Source organism: Streptacidiphilus jiangxiensis, from assembly GCF_900109465.1.
Lineage (GTDB): Bacteria > Actinomycetota > Actinomycetes > Streptomycetales > Streptomycetaceae > Streptacidiphilus > Streptacidiphilus jiangxiensis.
The window spans coordinates 195,174-215,806 of sequence record NZ_FOAZ01000007.1 but is presented as its reverse complement, the minus strand read 5'-3'; the positions used below and the strand labels follow the sequence as shown (position 1 = coordinate 215,806).

Below are 20,633 nucleotides of genomic sequence, written 5' to 3'. Positions count from 1 at the left end.
CATGCGCAAAACGCTCGCATTCATACGTGAAGCTCTCACTGGTTGACCCTGATGTCGGTGCTGCCCAAGCTGGTCCCATGGACCTGCTCTCCGACCATCTGGTGCGGGCACGCGCAACCGGCGCGGTGTTCGCGCGGACCGTCGCCGAACCACCGTGGGGTCTGCGGCTGGGCGGCTCGATACAGCTGTCGGTCCACACCGTCGTACGCGGCCGGGGCTACCTCTGGTTGGACTCCCCCGGCAGCACCGTCGAGCTCATCCCGGGCTCGGTCACCCTGGTACGCGGCGGAGTGACCCACTCCATCGGACACGAGCCGGGCGCCGCATGCCTGGAGCCCGAGGAGTTCCGGGCTCGGCACGCCCACGCCGGCCCCGCCGACAACCCGCGGGCCACCGTCTTCCTGTGCGGCGCCTACCGGTTCTCCGGCGACGTCGGCGCCGGGCTGCTGGACGCGCTGCCCCAGGTCATGACCTTCGCCGCAGCCGACGACGACCCGCTACGGGAGGTGATCACGATGCTGTCGCGCGAGCTCGTCCGTACCGAGCCCGCGCAGCAGCTGGTGCTCGACCGCCTCCTGGACCTGCTTCTCGTGCTGGCCATCCGCAGCGAGTTCCGCCGCAGCGCGACCGCGCCGCGCTGGTTCCGGGCGGCGGCGGATCCTCGGCTGGGCGCCGGACTGCAAGCCATGCACGAGGACCCGGCCCACTCATGGACGGTGACGGAACTCGCCGAACTGAGCGGCCTCTCGCGGGCCGCCTTCGCCAGGGTGTTCCGGGAGGCTCTGGGCCAGGCTCCCATGCAGTACCTCACCAACTTTCGCATGGCCCTCGCCCGTGACCACCTGCGCGCCGACGGCCTCACCCTCCCCCAGATCGCCGACGCCGTGGGCTACGGCTCGGCGTTCGCCTTCGCCGCTGCCTTCCGCCGACACCACGGCGAACCGCCCGGGGCTTGGCGGCACAGGGAAAGAGCGGCCGCCGACACCCACCTGTTGACCCCGCACTGAGCCGGCGTCGGCGTCACGGCGCCCCCTGTGTTCCAAGCCCGGTGCTCGGGGGTGCCGGTTGGTCGAGGTCGGTGGCGAAGGCGTCCAGCAGGCCCAGGACCTCGGAGGCGAAGTCGCGCATGGCGTCCGGGTCGATCAGATCGGCGGCGTAGAGGAACGACAGCCGGGTGGCGCCGTTCGCCGCGCTCGCCAGCAGCAGGATGTCGCGGAAGAGCGAGAACTCGCTCTGGCGCGGCAGCAGGCTGACGGCGGCCTGCCCCATGCGCTCGGGCACGTCCAGCGGCGGCAGGTAGTTCATCGAGATCCGGATCGGGATCTCCTCCTGCCCCTGTCCTGCCAGATGGAAGTACTGACTCATCGACAGCCGCTGCTCCTCGCCCGCGTCGAGCACGGCGTCGCGGACCCGGCGCAGGCACGCGCCCAGGGTCGGTGCGCCGGTGAAGTCGCAGGTGATCAGCTGGGGCTGGGAGATGAACCCGACGACGCGAGCCAGGTCGGGCCGGTCCCGCCCGGACCAGGTGGCCGGCACGGTGACGCACGGCTGGCCGCCGTGGCGGCCGAGGGCCAGCAGGTAGGCCGCGAGGACGAGCATCTGCGGGGTCGTCGCCGTCGCGCGTGCCGTCACCTCCAGTGCGGCGGTGAGCTCCGGTCCGACGAGGGCCTCGGCGAAGCCCGAGCGGACGGCCGTGCGTCCGGCCGGGTCGACGGTCCTGACGAAGCCCGGTCGCGCGGGCCTGGCCGCGGCGAGCCGGGCCTCCCAGTCGCGCTGCTGCGCTTGGAGCACCGGCCCGGTGAGTGTCGCACGCTCCTGGACCGCGTAGTCGACAAGGCGCAGCGGCGGTGGTTCGAGTCCGTCGGGCCGCCCGTCCAGGGCGGCTTCGTAGGCTCGGACCAGGTCGACGAGCAGCACGCCCTGGGACCAGCCGTCGGCGACGAGATGGCTGATCGCGGTGCACAGGATGTGCCGCCCGCCGTCGCGCAGCAGGTGGAAGCGGAACAGGGGCTCGTGGGGCCGGAAGGGGCGTTCGACGGCGCGGACGGCGGCCCGCAGCTCGCCGTCCGCGGGCAGGGTGGCGAAGGTCAGCGGCGAGCGGGAGGGCACCTCTCGGATGAACTGGCGCGTCCCGTCGGCGGTGAAGCCGGTCCTCAGCCCGTCGTGCAGGCTGACGGTTCGGTGCACGGCGACGGCGAGCGCGTCCGGGTCGACGGGCCCGTCCAGCACCAGGTGCTGACCCAGCACGTGTGCGGCGCGCTGGGCGTCGTCACCGCGCTCGGCGAGCAGCATGCGTTCCTGGTTGATGGTCAGCGGGTAGTCGTCCGCTTCGGTGCGGACCAGCTCGGGGCCGGCCGTGGTCGCCCGTCCGGCCTGGCGCCGCTCCGCCAGCACGGCGGTGAGCCGGGTGGGCGTGGGGTGTTCGAACAGGAGCCGGAGCGGGATCTCCATGGTGAGCGCGGTGCGCAGGTCGTGGAGCATCTGTGCGGCCATGAGCGAGGTGCCGCCGAGCTCGAAGAAGCTGTCGTCCGGGCCGACCCGCGCCACCCTCAGCACGTCCGCGAAGGCCCCGGCGACCGTTTCGGCGACGTTCGGCTCGGCGGCCTGCGCGACGGCCGCGCCGCGCCGGTCGAACCAGCAGGGCTCGTGCTCCCAGGGGCCCGAGGGCAGCGAGACCACCGGCAGCGTGGCGTCGTGAAGGTCACCGAGACCCACCCGGTGACCCACGGTCCACAGGCCGCCCAGTGCTTCCAGGACGCTGTCCCGGTCCTGGCGGGTGCGGATCAGGGTCGCCAGGGCGCACCCGGGGACCTCGGCCGCCGCCAGCGTGTCCTGGATCGGCGCGACCAGGGTCGGGTGGGGGCTCAGTTCGAGGAAGACGGCGTGTCCGTCGGCGAGCAGACGCTCCACGGCCTGCTGGAAGAGCACCGGCCGGCGCAGGTTGCGTCCCCAGTAGCCGGCGTCGAGGCGCCGGCCGTCGGTGGCCTCGCCGGTGACGGTCGAGTACAGCGGCACCGCGGTCGGGCGTGGCGCCAGGCCGCCCAGGTCCTGGGTCAGCAGCTCGGCGAGCGGGTCCACCAGCGGGGAGTGGGCGGCGGTGTCGACCTTGGCCAGGCGGCAGAAGACCTCGCGGGCTTCGAGGTCGGCGGCGAACTCCTTGACGGCAAGCGGGTCGCCGGAGACCACGCAGAGCGCGGGGCCGTTGACGGCCGCGAGGTGGAGGCGGCCCTCGAAGCGCTCCAGTTCCGTGGTGGTGCGGTCGGCGGGGAGGCCGACGACGGCGGTGGCGCCCCGGCCGCCGACGGTGGCCAGCAGCGCGGCGCGCGAGCAGGTGATCCGCACGGCGTCGGACAGGGTCAGCGCGCCGGCGGCCAGGGCCGCGGCGACCTCGCCCATGCTGTGACCGACGACGGCGTCCGGGGCGACGCCTCGCTGCGCCCACATCCGGGTCAGGCCCACCTGGACGGTGAACAGCATGACCTGGGCGACCTCGTCGGCAGCCAGGCGGGAGTCCGGCTCGTCGGCGAGCAGCTCCGCCCGGGGGCTCCAGCCCAGGCGGGCCTGGACCAGCGGGTCGACCGCGTCGACGGCGGAGGTGAAGGCGGGCTCGGTCTCGTACAGGCTCCGTGCCATCCCGGCGTACTGCGCGCCCTGTCCGGGGAAGACGAGGACCAGCTTGGGCCGTGGGCCCGCGCCGGCGCTGCCGCGTGTCGCGTGTCGCAGCCGGTCCGCGAGTTCGCCCTTCGACCTGGCCGCCACGGCGAGCCTGTGTTCGTGCGCGGTGCGCCGCAGCGCGGCCGTGGCGCAGAGCCGGTCGAGGGGGGTGTCGGTTCGGCGCAGGAAGTCCGCGACGCGCTCAGCAAGCCGGTCGAGCGCGGCCGGCGTGCGCGCCGACAGGACGAACAACTGCTCGCTCTCCTGCGTCTGCACGCCCTCCGATCCGGTGGCCGCAGCCCTCGTCCGCGGCGGCGCGGCGGGAGCGGCCGGTGCGGCGGGGTCCGGCGGTGCGGCGGGAGCGGCCTCCAGGACGAGATGGGCGTTGGTCCCGCCGATGCCGAAGCTGCTCACGCCGGCGAGCGCGGGCCGCCCGTCGACCGAGGGCCAGGGCTGATGCCCGGTCGGCACCGTCAACCGCAGGGCCGCGAAGTCGATGTGCGGGTTGGGGGTCTCGAAGTGCAGGCTGGGCGGCAGAGCCCGATGGTGCAGGCTCAGCGCGACCTTGGCCAGGCCCGCCACACCGGCGGCGGCCTCCAGGTGACCGATGTTGGTCTTCGCGGAACCGATCAGGCAGACCTGATCCGGTGGCAGGTCCGCGCCCACCACGCGGCCGACGGCACCGGCTTCGATCGGGTCGCCCAGCGCCGTGCCGGTGCCGTGCGCCTCGACGTAGCGGACCGTGCCCGGCCGCGAGCCCGCGTCGCGGTGGGCGGCCTGGATCACCCGGACCTGACCCTCGGTGCTCGGTGCGCGCAGTCCGTTCGACCGGCCGTCCTGGTTGACCGCGCTGCCGCGGATCACCCCGTACACCCGGTCACCGTCGGCCAGTGCCCGGCTGAGTGGCTTGAGCAGGACCAGCCCGCCGCCTTCCCCTCGGGCGTAGCCGTTGGCTCGCGCGTCGAAGGTGTAGCTGTGCCCGTCCGGGGACAGCGCGCCGGCCTGGCACAGCCCGATCGTGGACTCAGGCGAGAGCATGAGGTTGACCCCGCCGGCGAGGGCGAGCCGGCACTCGCCGCGGCGCAGACTGACGCATGCCTGGTGGACCGCGACCAGCGACGAGGAACACGCGGTGTCCACGGCCAGGCTCGGGCCACGCAGGTCGAAGGTGTAGGAGACGCGGTTGGCCGCCATCGTGAACAGGTTCCCGGTCCCCGCGTACGGGCCGGACTCGACACCCGCGGCGCGCATCTCCTGGACGTAGTCGCTGGTGGTGATGCCGACGAAGACGCCGGTGTCGGTGCCCGCCAGCGAGGACGGCAGGACCCCGGCATCCTCGAACGCCTCCCAGGCCAGTTCGAGCATCAGGCGTTGCTGCGGGTCGAGCATCCGCGCCTCCACGGCGGACATGCCGAAGAACACGGGGTCGAACCCGGCCACGTCCGCCAGGAACCCGCCCTGGCCGGTGTACATCCTGCCGGGGACCGGACCCGCCCCTTCGGCGAGATGAGCAGGGACGTCCCAGCGGTCCGCCGGGATGTCGACGATCGCTTCGGAGCCGGTGCGCAGCAGGTTCCAGAAGCCGTCCGGACCCTCGGCGCCGGGGAAGCGGCAGCCGATGCCGACGATCGCGACCGCCTCGTCGGCATCCGACCGCTGCGCACCGCCCGGTCCTGCCGCCTCCTCGTCCCGCCGGGCTGGTTCGGCCAGGTGGCGGGCCAGGGCGGCGATCGTCGGCCGGTCGTAGAGGGCCGTGGGTGAGACCGGGCGGCCCAGCCAGTCGGCAAGCTCTCCGCTGAGCGCGACCACGTCGACGGAGGCCAGGCCCAGAGCGTCGAACGGTGCGTCCACCGCGACCTGGCGCACGTCCGTACCGGTGCGCAGCGCGACGTGCGCGAGGAGCCAGGACTCGAGTTGCGCGACGGTGCGTGGAGCGGTGGATGCCGCGTTCCACTGATGGCGCACCGTCAGGGAGTCGTCGAGGAAGAGCGCGCGGCACGCGCCGCGGCGTATCTTGCCACTGGTCGTCTTCGGGAGCGTGCGCGGAGCGATGAGGACCACCGCGGCGGCCTCCAGGCCGTGGTCGGCCGACACTGCGGCACGGATCGCGGCGACGGCGTCCGAGAGATCCGCGGAGGAGGGATTCGTGGCGGCGGGATCCGGGCCCTCGCCCTCCGACGCGTCGTCGCGCACCTCGGCCACGATCACCAGCCGCTCGTCGTCCGGCGTGGCGAAGGCGGCGACGCAGCCCGCGCGCACAGCGGGTGCGGCGCGTTCGGCGCTGGCCTCCACGTCCTGCGGGTAGTGGTTGCGCCCGGCCACGATGATGAGGTCCTTGATCCGGCCGGTGACGTAGAGCTCACCGTCCCGCAGGGCCCCGAGGTCGCCTGTGCGCAGGAAGAGGGTCTCCGCTCCCTCCAGCCGGGCCTGGAACGTCTCCCGCGTCTCCTGCGGCCGGTCCCAGTAGCCGGCGGCGTTGCTGGCGCTGTGCACCCAGATCTCACCGGTCTCCCCCTCGCCGACCTCCCTCCCGGTCGTCGGGGACACCACGGCGACCCGCACGCCCGGGATGGGGCGGCCGCAGGAGACGCCGTGTTCCGTGGCCCGCGGTTCCTGCCCGAAGGGCACACCGGACACCACGAGCGTGCTCTCCGCCAGTCCGTAGCCGGGCGTGAACGCCTCCCGGCGGAACCCCGCGGATGCGAAGCGCTCGGCGAAGCGGTCGAGGGTGGCGATGCGCACCGGCTCGGCACCGTTCGCGGCAACCGACCACCGGGACAGGTCCAGACGGGCGAGGTCCTGCTCCGTGGCGGTGCGGGAGCAGAGCTCGTAGGCGAAGTCCGGTGCGCAGCTGAGGGTGCCCCCGAAGGCCGAGATCGCCTCCAGCCAGCGCAGCGGCCGTTGGACGAAGGCCTCCGGGGGGAGGATCGTCGCCCCGGCTCCGATGAACAGCGGGTGCAGCAGCCCGCCGATCAGGCCCATGTCGTGGAACGCCGGCAGCCAGGACACCATGTGCGCCCCGCTCCCCTGGTGCCAGACCTGCTCCTGGCCGGCCAGGTTGTGCATCAGGTTGGCGTGGGTGACCATCACCCCGCGCGGGGATCCGGTCGAACCCGAGGTGTACTGGATGAACGCGACATCGTCCGCCGACGGGGTGAAGAACGGCGCCGCCGGACCGGCCGCTTCACCGGTCACCGGGCCGGTCGCCTGGCCGGTCGCCCGGTCGGTCGGGAGCCATCGCAGACCTGACAGCCCGGGCACGGATGCGAGCCGGGTGCTGCGGGCCACCTGCTGCGTGGTCAGGACGATGGATGCCGCGCAGTCCGCCGCCGAACCGGCCGTGCGGGACATCGCCCGCTCACTCCGATCCCCGTCCGGGCCGGCGGTGGGCACAGCGATCACGCCTGCACGCAGGCAGCCCAGGAACGCGACGACGAAGTCCAGGCCGCCGGGGTAGTACAGCAGCGCCCGCTCGCCCGGCGCCGCGTGCCGGGCCACGAGCGCGGCGACCTCTTCGACCCGCCTGCGCAGTTCGAGGTACGTCACGGTGACGGCGGCGGCGCCGACATCACCGTTGGGCAGGTACCGGTAGGCCAGTGCGTCGCCCCGCTCGTCGGCGTACCGGGCGAGGCGGTCGAGGAGGGTGTCTGTCACGTTTCGTCAATCTCCGGCATGGACTAGACAGTTGGATCAGATCGGCCGTGCACGCGAGCTCGCAGTCTCACGCATCGGTGCCGGGCCGATCAAGACGTCGATCACGAGGACGCAGGGGCTGCTCACAGGTCCCGCAGGTTGTCGGGCAGCAGCCCGAAGGCCTGGTAGGCCCTCACCCAGTCGACCGACTCCCAGTGCTCGACGATCAGCCCGTCCTCGATGCGGAAGAAGTCGAGGGTGGTGAAGTCCGCGGCCCTGCCGCTGCCGGCGACGGTGCCGTCCCACACGCTGCGGGAGGCGAGCCGGTTGTTCTCGGCGATCATGTGCGTCTGCTCCGCGCGGCCGTCGGGAAGCGCGCCGCGGCTGATCGCCAGAGCGCTCGCGAAGGCGTCACGGCCGTCCGGGGTCCAGCCGGAGTTCTGCAGGTACTGCTCGGCGACGACCTCGACGTCCTCGGGGTTCCCGGTGGTGATCACGCCGTCGTAGAGACGACGCACCACCGCCCGGGACTCCTCGCGCGCCACCGGCCGTCGGACCGCCCGGCCGAAAGCGGTCCCCGGCTTCTCCGCGAACAGCCCGCCGGGTGATGCCTCGACGCCGAGGATCTTCTGGAAGTCGTTGGCCGCCTTGGGGATGGCATCGATCGCCACCAGGATGCGGTAGGTGTCCAGGACCTGCCAGTGCTCGACGACCTTGTCGTCGCGCAGGCGGAAGACGTGCGACGCCGAGGTCTGCACCTGCCTTCCGGTCGGCGCGTTCCCGGCGTAGTCGCCCTTGTGGGTGCCGGTGATGACGGTGCGCAAGGCGACGAGGTCTCCCTCGACCAGGACGCCGATGTTCTCGTGCACCTCGTGGCGCAGGTCCGGGAACGACCGCCGAAGCCCCGCGTAGTGGTTCTTGATGCCGGTCCGACTGCGGGTGCCGTGCACGTCGTAGGAGAGCACCGAGCGCGCCAGGACGGCGTCGATGCCCGCCGGGTCGTCGGAGTTGACCGCGTCGAACAGGCTCCGCACCAGCTCGTCCGAGCGCTGCGCGGTGGGGCTGGAGTGGAAACCGTCGAGGCTGGTCCCGCTGGAGGCCATGCTCATGAGCCGAGTCCTTACTTGAAGGTTCAACTTTCTGTCGGCACAAGTCAACGCGTGCGCCCGTGCGGGCGTCCAATACTTCGCAACCGCAGCGGTGATAGCTTCCCGCTATGGATCTCGATCCGCGTCAGCTCCGGTACTTCCTGGCGGTGGCCGAGGAACTGCACTTCGGCCGTGCCGCCGCGCGCCTGTACATCGCGCAGCCCTCCCTGAGCAACCAGATCCGCGCGCTCGAGAACGCACTCGGGGTCGAGTTGTTCGAACGGTCCCGACGCAAGGTCGAACTCACCGCGGCAGGGCGCGCGCTGCTGGAGGAGGCGCCCCTCGCGCTCGCCGCGCTCGAACGCGCGGCCGAGCGGACGCGGCAGGCGGGTGCAGGCCTCGCCGGAACAGTCCGACTCGGCTACGCGCCCATGGCCGGCTACGAGACACTGGGCGCCGTTCTGGCCGCCATTGAGCAGGACAGCCCGGAGCTGACCGTCCTGGCCACCGAGCACTTCAGCTCCGAGATCTCCGCGCGTGTGCTCGCTGGCGACCTCGACGCCGGCATTGCCCTCTTCCCCGAGCCGATGCCGGGGATCCGCAGCAGCCTGCTCCGGTCCGAGCCACTGGCCCTGCTGTGCGGCAAGGACCACCGCCTCGCAGACTCCGACCCGGTGGAGATCGCCGACCTCCGGGAGGAGTCGCTGTTGCTCTTCCCGCGCGAGCTCGCGCCCGGCTACTACGACCGGGTCGTCTCCGCCTGCGAGCGGTCGGGTTTCCACCCGCACATCCGGACGTTCACCGACCCTCCCCCGCAGGCGATGGTCGCCCGGCTGCAGGCAGGCCGCGAGATCGGCCTGCCGCCCGCCTCCTTCGCCTTCCACACGGCCGCCGGTGACCGCCGCTACGCCGCATCCCGTGTCGTGGAACCGGAGATCCGGGTCGATTGGTCGATCGTCTGGTCCGCGCGGACGCGGTCCTCGGCGGTCGCCCGTCTCCTCGAGGCCTCCCGGCGCTGCGCGAACGAGCAGGGCTGGCTGCTGCCCCCGCACGACGAGGCCGCCACCGACGCCTCGAACCCTTCCGCCCAGGTGATCACCGGATCGACCGGGCGGGCCGAGGGCTAGGAGATCACTCGGACGGGGCTGCCGGCACGGAAGGCGGCGATGTCCTCCACCGCGTCCCGGTAGAAGAGTTCGTACAACTCACGGGTCACGTAACCGATGTGGCCGGTGAGCAGGGCGTTGGGGAGCGAGCGCAGCGGATGGTCGGCCGGGAGCGGCTCGGTGTCGTAGACGTCGAGGGCGGCCCCGCGGATCCGGCCTTCGTGCAGCGCGCGCACGAGCGCGGCCTCGTCCACGATCGGGCCCCGTGAGGTGTTGACCAGGAGGGCCGAGCTCTTCATCGCGCCGAGTTCCGCCTCGCCGACCAGCCCGCGGGTGCGGGCACCGAGCACGAGGTGGATGGTCAGCACGTCGCTGTCGGCGAACAACTGCTCCTTCGTCACCGCCCGGACGCCGTGCTCCGCCGCCTTGGCCGGGGTGAGGTTCTGGCTCCAGGCGACAACCGTCATCCCGAAGGCCTGCCCGACCCGGGCGACCGCGGATCCGATCCGGCCGAGGCCCAGGATGCCGAGGGTCCTGCCGTGCAGGCCGGTGCCGATCGACACCTGCCAGCCACCGGAACCCATCGAGACGGCCTCGCGAGGCAGGTCCCGGGCCGCCGCGAGGATCAGGGCCCAGGTGAGCTCCACCGTGGGCTGGGGGAAGTAGCCCGTCCCGCACACCGTGATGCCCAACTCCCTCGCCGCCGCCACGTCGATGGCCGCGTTGACGGGTCCGGTGCTCACCAGCAACCGGAGGTCCGGGAGCTGCTCCAGCACCTCCCGGGGAAACGGCGTGCGCTCCCGCATCGCGACGACCACGTCGAAGCCGGCCAGGGCGCTCACGACCTCGCCCCGGCCCGCGAACGGCTCGTGGAAGACCACGGTGTCGGCGTCCAGGGACGCCCAGTCGGCCAGGCCCGAGGCCACCTGCTGGTAGTCGTCGAGAACGGCGATCCTCATCCGGGCAGCCACGCTGGCACTCCTTCGGCCGACGGCCACAGCTCGGGCGTGCCGCGCCCGCGCTGACCGGCGCGGAGCACCGGGTTTTCCGGGAATGCCGCGTGGAGCACGGAGTCGTCTCACCCGTTCCTGTGATGCCGGGCCCTTCGGCCGGAGCGATCCGATCGGAGGGCGCCTGAACTTCGCGGACCACGCAGGCCACCGGGAGCCATCATGACGGCACCGACCCTGTCGGAGCCGTCGGACGCGCTGGTCCGGGCTGCGCGAACCCGGGGCCGACCCGGTCATGGCCTCCGCGGGCGGCTCGTTCCAGGCGCAGGCGCCCAGCGCGAATGGCCCGGCCACCGGCGCCCGGTCGTGCGGCACGTACGGGGCGGCCGACCGCTCAGCTGCGGCGTGCGACAGTCCTGCGAGTGCGGCGCGCGGCTCTCTTCGCGGTCCGCCGCGCGTGCCGATGGGGATTCCGCACGAGCCACAGGTTGTAACCGACTGCAGCCCCGACGAGAGCCACGGCGAGGCAGGCCCAGACAAGCCACGCCCAGCCGGCCAACAGTCCGAGGGCAACGGCGACGGCGGCGCTGCATGCGGCGTCCTGCCGGGATTCCAGCAGCACTTTCTTGATCTTCGTTCGGGGCACAGGCGCAGCGTATCGCTACCGAGCAGCTTGATCATCATCTGAGTCCTCGGCAACCGAACCGTGACCACCAAGGATCCGGTGAAGGATGACATGCTGGCCCCGCACGCCCCCCGCACGCCCCGACACGCTCGCTCAGGTCCGGCCCGCACCGACATCTCGTGTGGTCGGCGCAGTCAGTGAATGCCACGATGGTTGCGGGGGCCGCCTGACCGGACCGCCACCCCGAGGAGCGCCAGCCGTGTCGATCGACAGCGTGAGCACACCGGGCCGGGTTGCGGAGGACACCGAGGGGATCACCCTCGACGAGCTCGCGCTCGCCGCCCGCAACCACGCGATGCCGCTGGAGGTCCTGCGCCACGACGTCACGCCTGTCGGCCTGCACTACCTCCTCACCCACTACGACATCCCCGCCACGCGGGCCGATACCTGGCAGCTGTCGGTGAGTGGCTCCGTGGCACGGCCACTGGCCCTGGACCTTGCCTGGCTACGGCACCGCCGACCGACGACCGTGCGGGTCACCATGGAATGCGCCGGGAACGGCCGGGCCAGGCTCTCACCGCGCCCGATCAGCCAGCCCTGGCTGGTGGAGGCGGTCGGCACCGCAGACTGGACCGGCGTGCCGCTCCGTGACGTCCTCGACGAGGCCGGGGTTGACCCGTCGGCCGTCGACGTCGTCTTCACAGGCGCGGACCACGGGGTCGAGCGGGGTGTCGAGCAGGACTATCAGCGCGCGCTCGCCCTCGACGACGCGTTGAGGCCGGAGGTCATCCTGGCCTACGAGATGAACGGCAGCGCCCTCCCGCCACAGCACGGATTCCCCGTGCGGCTCGTGGTGCCGGGTTGGTACGGCATGGCGCAGGTGAAGTGGCTCCGGTCCATCCACGTGGTGGACGCGCCGTTCGACGGATTCCAGCACCACGCGTACCGGCTGCGCGAGAACACCGACGACCCGGGCAGGCCGGTCACCCGCATCCAGCCCCGGGCCCTTCTCATGCCGCCGGGGTTCCCGGACTTCATGACGCGGGCACGGATCGTGGACGCCGGGGCCGTCACGCTGACGGGCCGGGCCTGGTCCGGCCACGCACCCATCCAACGGGTCGAGGTCAGCCTCGATGGCGGCGAGCACTGGCACACGGCGCGGCTCGAGTCGGACACCGGCCACCGGTGGGCATGGCGACGTTTCGACTTCACCTGGCAGGCGACGCCCGGGCACTACCGGCTCACGGCCCGCGCCCAGGACGCCGAGGGTCGACAGCAGCCGGTGGACCAGTCCTGGAACCGGGGCGGATTCGCCAACAACGCCATCCAGCTGATCCAGACGCTGTGCCGGTAGTCCCGCGTCGGCGCCTCAGCCACGCCCCTGATGACGCTGCCCCAATCTGGCTCCGACCGGAAGTCCGTGATGCCTCCGGCGCACGAGCCGACGCCGTTCGGTCACCTCAGCGCGGGTGATTCCACACCGTCTCGACGCGGTGCGTCGGCCCCTGGATCGCCGTCCAGCACAGCTTGCAGAAGATCAGGTCGTTGTCCTCGACAAGCGCGAGATCCACTGGCTGACCAGGCACAGCCCTGGCTACGGCGAAGTCGATGGGTGCTTCCAGATAGCAGCGCGGGTTGCCCGCAGTCAGCCAGAACGGGTCTGAGCCCAGGCCCTGTGGCCGTGGACGGAAGCTGTTGCCTGCCGCGACGAGGACGTCGACCATCTCGTACATGTGCTTCTGCGAGTGCGCCATGACAGGAGTCTGCACCAGCCCCGCCGCCATCGATCACGGGTGCGTGAGAATCTCGGCGAGGAGTGGTCGGCAAGGTCGAGGCGCCAGTTGTTGCTGCGCATCAGAGTGCCGCTGCCTGCGGGGTATTCGAAGTCGCAGGCGTCGACGAAGGTGAACCCGAGGCGGTTGCAGAGGGCGTTCGAGGGGGCGTTCTCGACCGAGGGAAGGGCGTGCAAGGCTCCGGGGGCGCCGGGCCAGCGTGCGGCGTCACGATGCAGCGCAGCCTTCCAGGCCTCGGCATCATCGGCGATCACATATCCGCTCGATACGGGATGCGCGGCGGGTGCGGTGATGCCGCCAGGCCTGTGGTGGCGGCCCCGGCACTGTCCTCACCTCCGGGCCATCCCGCTGCCTTACCAGGCCACCGGCAACTCGTGCAGGCCGTAGAGATCCCCCTCGTACTTGTAGCGGATCTGGTCGGCGGGGACGGCGAGGCGGAGTGCGGGCAGGCGGCGCAGGAGTGCGGGCAGGGCGATCTGCAGTTCCGCCCGGGCGAGTTCGGCGCCGAGGCAATGGTGGACGCCGTACGAGAAGGCCAGGTTCTGTCCCGGAGGGCGGGTGATGTCCAGGCGGTCGGCGTCGGGGAACAGTTCTTCGTCCCGGTCCGCGACCGGCAGCATGCAGATCACGCCCTGCCCCGCGGCGAGGAGCGTGCCGCCGACGAGGGTGTCCGCCACCGCCACCCGGAGGGATCCCACCTGGGAAACACCGACGTAGCGCAGGAGTTCCTCCACCGCGCCCTTGGCCAGGGCTGGATCGGCCTTCAGCAGGGCCAGCTGTCGCGGGTGCTGCAGCAGCGCCAGGACGCCGAGCCCGATCGCCCCGGCGGTGGTCTCGTATCCCGCGAGCATCAGCAGCATGCTCATGGCGGTGGCTTCAACGGTGGTCAGTTCGCCGCGGGTGACCCGGGCGGCCAGCCTGCCGAGCAGACTGTCGTCACTCTCGTGCATCCCCTGCCCGATGATTCCGGCCATGTAGTGGGACAGGGCCATCATGGCCGCGCCGCTCTGTTCGGGCCCGGAGAGATTGCTGCACATGATGTCGGTCTGCCGCTGGAAGAAGGCACGGTCGCCGTAGGGGACACCGAGCAGTTCACAGATCACCCGGGACGGCACCACCAGCGCGAACGAGGCGATCAGGTCCGCGGGCGCACCCTGGGCGACCATCTCGTCCAGGGCCTCTGCCACGATCCGCTCGATGCGCGGCCGCATCGCCTTGACCCGCCGGGCGGTGAAATCACCGGCCACCATCCCCCGCAGCCGCGCATGCCCGGGATCATCCATGAAAAGGAAACTCATGGCGCCCGACGTGAGGAACTCCCGAAGGTCGGCCGAGACGAACGGGAAGCCGGGCCTACCGGGATCCGAGCTGAAACTCTCATTGTCCTGCAGGACGGTGCGGATCTCCGCGAGCCCGGTCACCAACCAGGCCTGCGAACCGTCCCACCGCGTGACCGGGCTGACCGGACCCGCCCTGGCAGCCTCCCGGTAAACCGGCGAAGGATCGAAAGGACAACCCCGCGCCGTCGCGGGATACCCGACCGGCTCCGGCTCCACCACACCAGCCATCCGTCTGTTCCCTCCCCCCGGGAGGCGAGCCGACCCCACGAGCGCCCGCCGGGCACCCGCGCGATAAAGCCGCCTCCACCATCAGCGAACCGCCGGTCAGCGACAACTGTCAAGACTCCGCATGTTCGAGCACCCTGAGCGTCAAGAGTCCGGAAAACGCAGCCCGCCTGAGCCGCCACTCAAGCCTGTGGCCGGTCGGGCATTTTCACTCCGCCACCGGGTAGCGAACTGATGAAGTAGCTGCCCCGCAGGCCGATGATCCAGCCGAAGGCGCTGGGAGAAACGGGCACGTCCAAGCGCCACCCATGGGCGAAGCGCACGCGCAGACTGCCCGAATCGGCTGCGTGGACCTCGGCGACCACCTGATCGAGCAACTGCGGGAGTCGGTCAAGGTTGACCCGACCGGAGGCGTGAACAAGCAGGGTTTCGCTCTCCGTCGTCAGTTCGGCAGGACTGTGAACCTCGATCCTGTTCGAACCGGTGTGCAGTCGCAGGGCACTGCCGATGATCACCTCGCCGATGCCAATCCCACGCATCGAGCGGACGTCCCAGCCGTCCTCCACGCGGTTGATCCCCTTCTCCATGCCGTAAGACTACGGACTCCGGTCGCCGCGACCGCGACCGCGCACGATCGTGTTACGAGCTCTTGACCTGGGGGACGGCACAGGCAGTGAGCCCTCTCCCCCTCTCATGGTGCGGCGGGCGGCCCTCATACCGTGGCTGCCTCCGGTGCCTGGTGACGGTCTGTCACCGCACTGACATCGCGCCATCCGGCTGGTTTCGCGGGGGCGGCGGCGCGCGCCAGCACGTCCGCGGCTGCGGGCGTGCTTAGCGTGGCGTTCGACCACCCCGACAACGGGGACCGCAGGACGTCACGGAGGAAGCTCGTGAAACGACGTGGACTGCTTGCCTGTCTGAGCCCACTGGTCACCCTGACGGCCGTCGGCGCCCTCGCCGCACCCGCCCAGGCCGCCCACGGACCGTTCGTCGGTCCACTCCACACCGTGCGCACGATTGCCTCGACCGTGCCGGGCAACGGCGACGTCAACCCCTACGGCACCGCACTGATCGATCACACCGAAGGTGACCTGCGCCGCGGCGACGTCCTGGTCAGCAACTTCAACAACAAGGTCCCGCCCTCCGGCCAGCAGGGCACCGGCACGACCCTGGTCCAGGTCAATCCCGACGGCGAGGCCGACCTGTTCTCGCAGATCGACCCGCACAACCTGCCCGGCGCATGCCCCGGCGGCGTCGGACTCACCACCGCACTGTCCGTCCTTCCCGGTGGCTGGGTCGTCGTCGGCAGTCTGCCCACCACCGACGGAACCGCTGCGACCGCGAAGGCCGGCTGTCTGATCGTCCTGGACAAGCACGGCTCCGTCCGCGAGACCATCGCAGGCCACGGCATCAACGGCCCCTGGGACATGACCGCCGTACCTCACGGGGCCACCACCGACCTGTTCGTCACCAACGTCCTCAACGGGACCGTCCGCGCAGGCGGGAAGGTCGTCCGCAAGGGCACCGTCCTGCGGCTGACCCTGTGCACCCAGGACACCCACCAGCCCCCGACCCTGCTGTCCACCACCGAGATCGGCTCCGGCTTCGCCGAGCGCACCGACCCGAACGCACTCGTCATCGGCCCCACCGGCGTGGGCCTCGGTCGCGACGACACCCTCTACGTCGCCGACACCCTCGGCAACCGGATCACCGCCATCCCGCACGCCTCCACCCGCCGCCACAGCGCCGGCACCGGTCGCGTCGTCACCATCGGCGGGGCACTCAACGGCCCGCTCGGCCTGGCGATCGCGCCGGGCGACGAGATCCTCACCGTCAACAGCGCTGACGGAAACCTCGTCGACACCTCCGCGCGCGGGCGTCAGCTCGCGGTCCGCACCCTCGACTCCAGCGGCAGCCCGGCCGGCGCGGGCGCCCTTTTCGGGCTGGCCGTCGACGGCGACCAGCACAAGGTCTACTTCGTCGACGACGCCACCAACCAACTCGACGTGCTCGAACGCCCCTGATCTCCTGTCGGCGCCCGGGCAGCGCTGTCAGGGCACCCCGATACATTCGCTCCCATGACGCCGCTGCCCGTTCGACCGATCGCCACGACCAAGCCGCTGACACGGGAAACCGAACCGTCCCGCCCCGAAGCTTCGGCAGTACCTTCGGGGCGCAACCCGGTGTCCTGGGTGACGGAGGGGACGCTGTTCGCGGTGGACTTCTCGGCTGTCGATGACGAGCCTGTCTCACCCCGTGGCGTGTTCCGACTGGGCGACCGTTCCCATGACCCGTACGGCGCGGCTCTCGCGCCCGACGCCAGTTGTGTCGTCGTCGCCACCCAGCGGGAGGCCCTGCGGGTGGACGCCGACGGCGCGGTGGCCTGGCGGATCCCCTTCCCTGCGCCGGCTCACTCCTCCATCGGGCTCGCGAACTGCGCCTTCTCCCGCGACGGCGCGCAGGTATGGATCTTCCGTCCGGACGCCATGCTCGGCCGAGGTGACGGCGGAGACCGCTGGCTGGTCGTGGACGCCGCCGACGGACGGGTGCTTGCCGAGCACGCCCTGCCCACGGTCGGCCAGGGCGCGCTCCAGGTGGCTCACCCCGACGGCCATCACATGCTCCTCGACGTCGGCGAGGGCCAGGACGGCGTCTACCTCTTCTTCGGCCGCCTTCAGGGCGAGGCGATCAGTGTGCACGCCTATCCGTGGGACGACCGTTGCCTCATCGATCTCTCCCCCGACGGTCTCGAGTTCATGACCGTCGGACACGGAGAGGAGGACGCCGTCTTCCACAGCTTCCCGGACGGCACCGAGCTGTGCAGCTTCGCCGTCGACCGCTTCCTCGCCCAGGCGGGAGCCGCGGGGGACGCGAACGCCGGTGACCAGGACGGCGAAGACTCCCATGTCGCGTGGAGCGGGGGCTACCTCAATGCCACCACTGCGGTGATCACCATCGCCGGAGAGACCGAGGACGACGAGTGGAGCATCCCGTACGTCGTCGACCTCCCCAGCGGAGCGGTCCTGGGCCGTCTTCCCTCCGAGCCTCAGCTGCGCGGCGACGGCACCTGGACCACCGTCGACGAGAGCGGTCGGCTGACGCTCTGGGAGCTCGGCTGATCGCCTCCTGACGCGTGCCGATGCCGTCCGCAGCCGGATCGCGCCGGCAAGGCGCTCCGCCTTGATCCCGAGTGATCTGGTTCGCGTCTACAACGAAGCCGACTCCGGCACGTTGAGTCCCTGCATCAGCTCCTTCGTCTGGTTCCGGGACTCTGCAGTCAGCATCCCTTCGCCCGCCATGCATCCTCCAAAGATCATCGTCGCGAACTCCGGGGAGCATGGCATACGTCGGTGCGCCGAGGAAGTCTCTCTCGTGGCCGCGACCATGCGCATCAATGGAGCCGGTCCGGCGATGGGAGATGGGAGATCTGGTCATCGCCCCAGGCGTAGACCTCCAGGTTGGACAGGTAGCCGTCGTAGGCGAAGACCAACACCCCACCAACGGGCTCTCCATCGGCGTCGACCACCGTTGCTTCGGCAACAGGATTGCCGCTCGGGGCCGCGGCCGGCACCAGTGACCTGTCCAGGCCGAAGTCGATGCTCGCGCAGGAACACGTGCAGCGGCCGGTGACGCGCAGGTGGGGAATCTGCGCGAGCAGGGCCCGATGGACCGGTTCGTCGCTGTTGAGCAGAGCCTCGAGGATCTGGACCGCTTCTGCAGGTATTCGATCACCCGTCGTGCTGGTTTCCATGCCCTGACCAGACCATCCGACCAGGCAGGAGGTCAAACCGAAAACCGACCACCTGCGATGACGCTCATGGACTGTCTTCCAGCCTCCGAACCGGTCCGGCAGATCCCGCCATGGAACTCCTGTGCGGATCCGGACGTCCCTCATCCGCGCCGAGGCCGGACCGTGACAGACTCCCGGTTGTGGATCACGAACTCGCAGCGGAGATGCTCGGCACCGGCCTGACGTTCCCACCGAATCTCGGGGCGGTGGTGCGGCGAACCGTCGCCAACGGCGAACTGCCCGCACTGGTCGTGATCCACGACCCGGACGGGGACTGGCTGGTCGGTGACGGGATCAACGACCCCAACATCCCGGACGCGTGCGGAATCTACTGCCTTGCCCACGTCGCCGAGATGGACCCCGCCATCACGGAGACGGCAGGACTGCGGTCCGGCTTCGCCGCCTACCGGGACGATGCCGGGCAGCCGTGGAAGGTGGAACCCTTCGCGTTCGAGGACGAATAGCCGTCACCACCGGTTCTTCACCGTGGACGACACGGATCCGGGGCTCAGACTGGCGAGCTCGCATGCTCACGCGTCACGTACTCGCGGTCGAAACCACCTTGTCCCCGGCCGGACGGTAGCAGTGCTCGTCAGCCCGGCCGGGTCACGCGTTGTTCGCCAGCCAGCTCAGCGGGGGCACGTTGCTGCTCCCCATTGGGGCGATCGTGGCGGGAGTCTGCGTGCTGGGCGCCTTCGAACGGGGCGTGGTCGGAACTCGGCGGCTCATCCGTCATCAAAAGCAGGCCTGACCTGCTGCGCCAGGTGGGCCTGCACGACCGGCCGCGTGCAAGCCCGAGCGACCTTCACCCGCCGGCCTGGCGGCAGGATGCTTCAGGACTTCGCCGGGACGGTGTTCCAGGCGATGTCGGGGATGTAGCTGACGCCTGCGGAGAAGCCGCTGATCTTGTGGGAGTTGAAGGCGTAGATGCCTTCCATGCGCAGCACGGAGACGAACCATGCCTGGTCGACGACGTAGCGCATCACGTTCTGGTCCAGAGCCGGGGCCTGCGCGGCGGGGGCGGCGGCCGCGGCAGCGAGCATGCTGGTGAGCTGGGGATCCTGGGAGGCGAAGGGGTTGAAGGCGGTGGGGTGCGGGAGCATCCAGTCCAGGGAGAGCAGGTAGGTGCTCGCACCGCCGTAGCCGAAGCCGAGGACGGGGAAGCGCTTGGACGTGGCGTTGCCCAGCCACTGGCCGATGCTGCTGTCGGTGGTGATGTTCACCGTGACACCGATCTTCCTCCACTCGGCGACGACGGCCTGCGTGACCAGGTCGATGCCGAGGAAGCCCTGGGTCTCCATCGTGAGTGCGAAGCCGTCGGGGTATCCCGCCGCGGCCAGCAGTTGCTTGGCCCGGGCGGGGTCGTAGGGGTAGTGGTTGTCGGCGTCGGAGGCGTAGCCGTCCAGGCCCGGCAGGCTGATCTCGTCGGTCGGTTGCCCGTACTGCTGGACGACGGCCTTCGTGATCGCGGCGCGGTCGACGGCGTAGTTGAGGGCCTGCCGGACGCGGACGTCCTTGAGCGGCGGCGCGAGCACGCCGGCGCGGTCGACGAGGTTGACGCCGACGAAGGCGGCCGGGGACATCGTCACGGCGAGTCCGCTGCCCTTGGCGGTGGCGACCTGCCCGGAGTTGATGCCGAGGACGTCGGCCTGACCGGTCTCGACGGCTTGGAGGGCGGAGGTCGGATTGGCGATCACCTTGATCACGACCCGCTTCCAGTGGATCTTGCTCTTGTCCCAGTAGTTCGGGTTCGGAGTGTAGGTGTAGTGATCGCCCGAGACCGTGTGGGCGACGTCGAGGACGTACGGGCCGGCGCCGTAGGAGGCGGTGCCCAGGTCCTCCTGGTGGGCGAGGCCGCTGGGGCTGATCACGGAGCCGACCAGCAGGACCTGACTCAGCAGCTGGGGCAGGTCCGGGTGCGGCGAGGAGCAGTGGATGCGGACGGTGAGCGGACCGGTCGCCGTGACGGAGTCGATCGCGGAGTCCCAGGACTGGTTGAGCCCATGGGTGCGGGCGTAGTTCAGCGAGGCGGCCACGGCCTGGGCGGTGACGGGCGTGCCGTCGGCGAAGCGGACACCGGCGCGCAGCGTGAGGGAGAACTCCCGGTTCCCGGAGCCGGTGTAGCCCCAGGCGGTGGCGAGGTCGGGGGTTACGGTTCCGCCCGGTCCCATGCGCAGCAGGGAGTCGTAGGTGAGGTTGACGAACCAGTTGTCCGATCCGACGTTGGCCTTGGCGGGGTCGAGGCTGGCCGGGGCGGCGGCCGAGACCAGGGTGAGCGTGTCGCCGTTCGTGCCGCCGCCTCCCGTCGACGAGCCGTTGCAGGCGGTCAGCGGCGCGGCGAGCAGCGCGCAGGCGGTCAGGACGGTGGCGGTTCTGCGTCTGGGCATGGCGGATGACCCTTCGGGGCGGTGGTGTGGTGAGGTGTGGTC

General features: G+C 71.1%; 14 protein-coding genes and 1 pseudogene. 6 read left to right on the top strand and 9 right to left on the bottom strand.

Features of this window, described 5'->3' with window-relative positions; translation table 11 throughout:
• The first annotated feature begins 77 nt into the window (after positions 1-77).
• The gene (locus BMY61_RS15955; RefSeq protein WP_042442771.1) at positions 78-1,007 is read left to right on the top strand and encodes an AraC family transcriptional regulator; all 930 of its coding nucleotides are present in this window, start codon (positions 78-80) and stop codon (positions 1,005-1,007) included.
• Between the two features lie 13 nt (positions 1,008-1,020).
• On the opposite strand, the gene BMY61_RS15950 is transcribed toward BMY61_RS15955, so the two are convergent.
• Positions 1,021-7,308: a type I polyketide synthase gene (locus BMY61_RS15950; protein WP_052438330.1), complete on the bottom strand. Its 6,288-nt coding sequence runs from the start codon at positions 7,306-7,308 to the stop codon at positions 1,021-1,023.
• 122 nt (positions 7,309-7,430) lie between these two features.
• Entirely contained in the window at positions 7,431-8,396 is a 966-nt protein-coding gene (locus tag BMY61_RS15945) for an ester cyclase (RefSeq protein ID WP_052438329.1), read from the bottom strand.
• A 107-nt stretch (positions 8,397-8,503) separates the two neighbouring features.
• Between BMY61_RS15945 and BMY61_RS15940 the strand changes: the two genes are divergently transcribed.
• The gene (locus BMY61_RS15940; protein WP_052438328.1) at positions 8,504-9,502 is read left to right on the top strand and encodes a LysR substrate-binding domain-containing protein; all 999 of its coding nucleotides are present in this window, start codon (positions 8,504-8,506) and stop codon (positions 9,500-9,502) included.
• On the opposite strand, the gene BMY61_RS15935 is transcribed toward BMY61_RS15940, so the two are convergent.
• Positions 9,499-10,440 (bottom strand): D-2-hydroxyacid dehydrogenase family protein, encoded by a 942-nt coding sequence (locus BMY61_RS15935; protein WP_042442769.1) that lies wholly within the window; start codon positions 10,438-10,440, stop codon positions 9,499-9,501. The genes BMY61_RS15940 and BMY61_RS15935 overlap by 4 nt on opposite strands.
• 875 nt (positions 10,441-11,315) lie before the next feature.
• Between BMY61_RS15935 and BMY61_RS15930 the strand changes: the two genes are divergently transcribed.
• Positions 11,316-12,410: a sulfite oxidase gene (locus BMY61_RS15930; protein ID WP_042442766.1), complete on the top strand. Its 1,095-nt coding sequence runs from the start codon at positions 11,316-11,318 to the stop codon at positions 12,408-12,410.
• Between the two features lie 106 nt (positions 12,411-12,516).
• Here the strand turns inward: BMY61_RS15930 and BMY61_RS46220 are convergent, their stop codons facing one another.
• The 3 genes from BMY61_RS46220 to BMY61_RS15915 all read right to left on the bottom strand — a co-directional run bounded on the left by BMY61_RS46220 (position 12,517) and on the right by BMY61_RS15915 (position 15,001).
• Positions 12,517-12,810 (bottom strand): hypothetical protein, encoded by a 294-nt coding sequence (locus BMY61_RS46220; protein WP_161791202.1) that lies wholly within the window; start codon positions 12,808-12,810, stop codon positions 12,517-12,519.
• Positions 12,811-13,202: 392 nt separating this feature from the next.
• On the bottom strand, positions 13,203-14,408 hold the full coding sequence (locus BMY61_RS15920; RefSeq protein ID WP_236655858.1) for a cytochrome P450: 1,206 nt from the start codon (positions 14,406-14,408) through the stop codon (positions 13,203-13,205).
• Between the two features lie 188 nt (positions 14,409-14,596).
• Positions 14,597-15,001 carry a DUF6188 family protein gene (locus tag BMY61_RS15915; protein WP_042442759.1) on the bottom strand — a complete coding sequence of 135 codons (405 nt, stop codon included), beginning with the start codon at positions 14,999-15,001 and terminating at the stop codon, positions 14,597-14,599.
• Between the two features lie 303 nt (positions 15,002-15,304).
• On the opposite strand from BMY61_RS15915, the gene BMY61_RS15910 reads away from it, so the two are divergent.
• Together BMY61_RS15910 and BMY61_RS15905 are read left to right on the top strand one after the other, a co-directional pair.
• Positions 15,305-16,438 (top strand): NHL repeat-containing protein, encoded by a 1,134-nt coding sequence (locus tag BMY61_RS15910; protein ID WP_236655857.1) that lies wholly within the window; start codon positions 15,305-15,307, stop codon positions 16,436-16,438.
• A gap of 159 nt (positions 16,439-16,597) precedes the next feature.
• A complete protein-coding gene (locus BMY61_RS15905) occupies positions 16,598-17,533 on the top strand; it encodes a hypothetical protein (RefSeq protein WP_052438327.1) in 936 nt (311 codons plus the stop codon).
• Between the two features lie 272 nt (positions 17,534-17,805).
• On the opposite strand, the gene BMY61_RS15895 is transcribed toward BMY61_RS15905, so the two are convergent.
• Both BMY61_RS15895 and BMY61_RS15890 read right to left on the bottom strand, forming a co-directional pair.
• Positions 17,806-18,165: a hypothetical protein gene (locus tag BMY61_RS15895; protein WP_042442755.1), complete on the bottom strand. Its 360-nt coding sequence runs from the start codon at positions 18,163-18,165 to the stop codon at positions 17,806-17,808.
• Between the two features lie 36 nt (positions 18,166-18,201).
• Positions 18,202-18,297 (bottom strand): annotated as a pseudogene (locus BMY61_RS15890) (transposase); the annotation flags it as partial.
• Positions 18,298-18,344: 47 nt separating this feature from the next.
• On the opposite strand from BMY61_RS15890, the gene BMY61_RS15885 reads away from it, so the two are divergent.
• Positions 18,345-18,668: a hypothetical protein gene (locus tag BMY61_RS15885; protein ID WP_143094367.1), complete on the top strand. Its 324-nt coding sequence runs from the start codon at positions 18,345-18,347 to the stop codon at positions 18,666-18,668.
• 369 nt (positions 18,669-19,037) lie between these two features.
• Here BMY61_RS15885 and BMY61_RS15880 read toward each other — a convergent pair whose 3' ends face one another.
• On the bottom strand, positions 19,038-20,591 hold the full coding sequence (locus BMY61_RS15880; RefSeq protein ID WP_052438326.1) for an ABC transporter substrate-binding protein: 1,554 nt from the start codon (positions 20,589-20,591) through the stop codon (positions 19,038-19,040).
• Between the last annotated feature and the right edge of the window lie 42 nt (positions 20,592-20,633).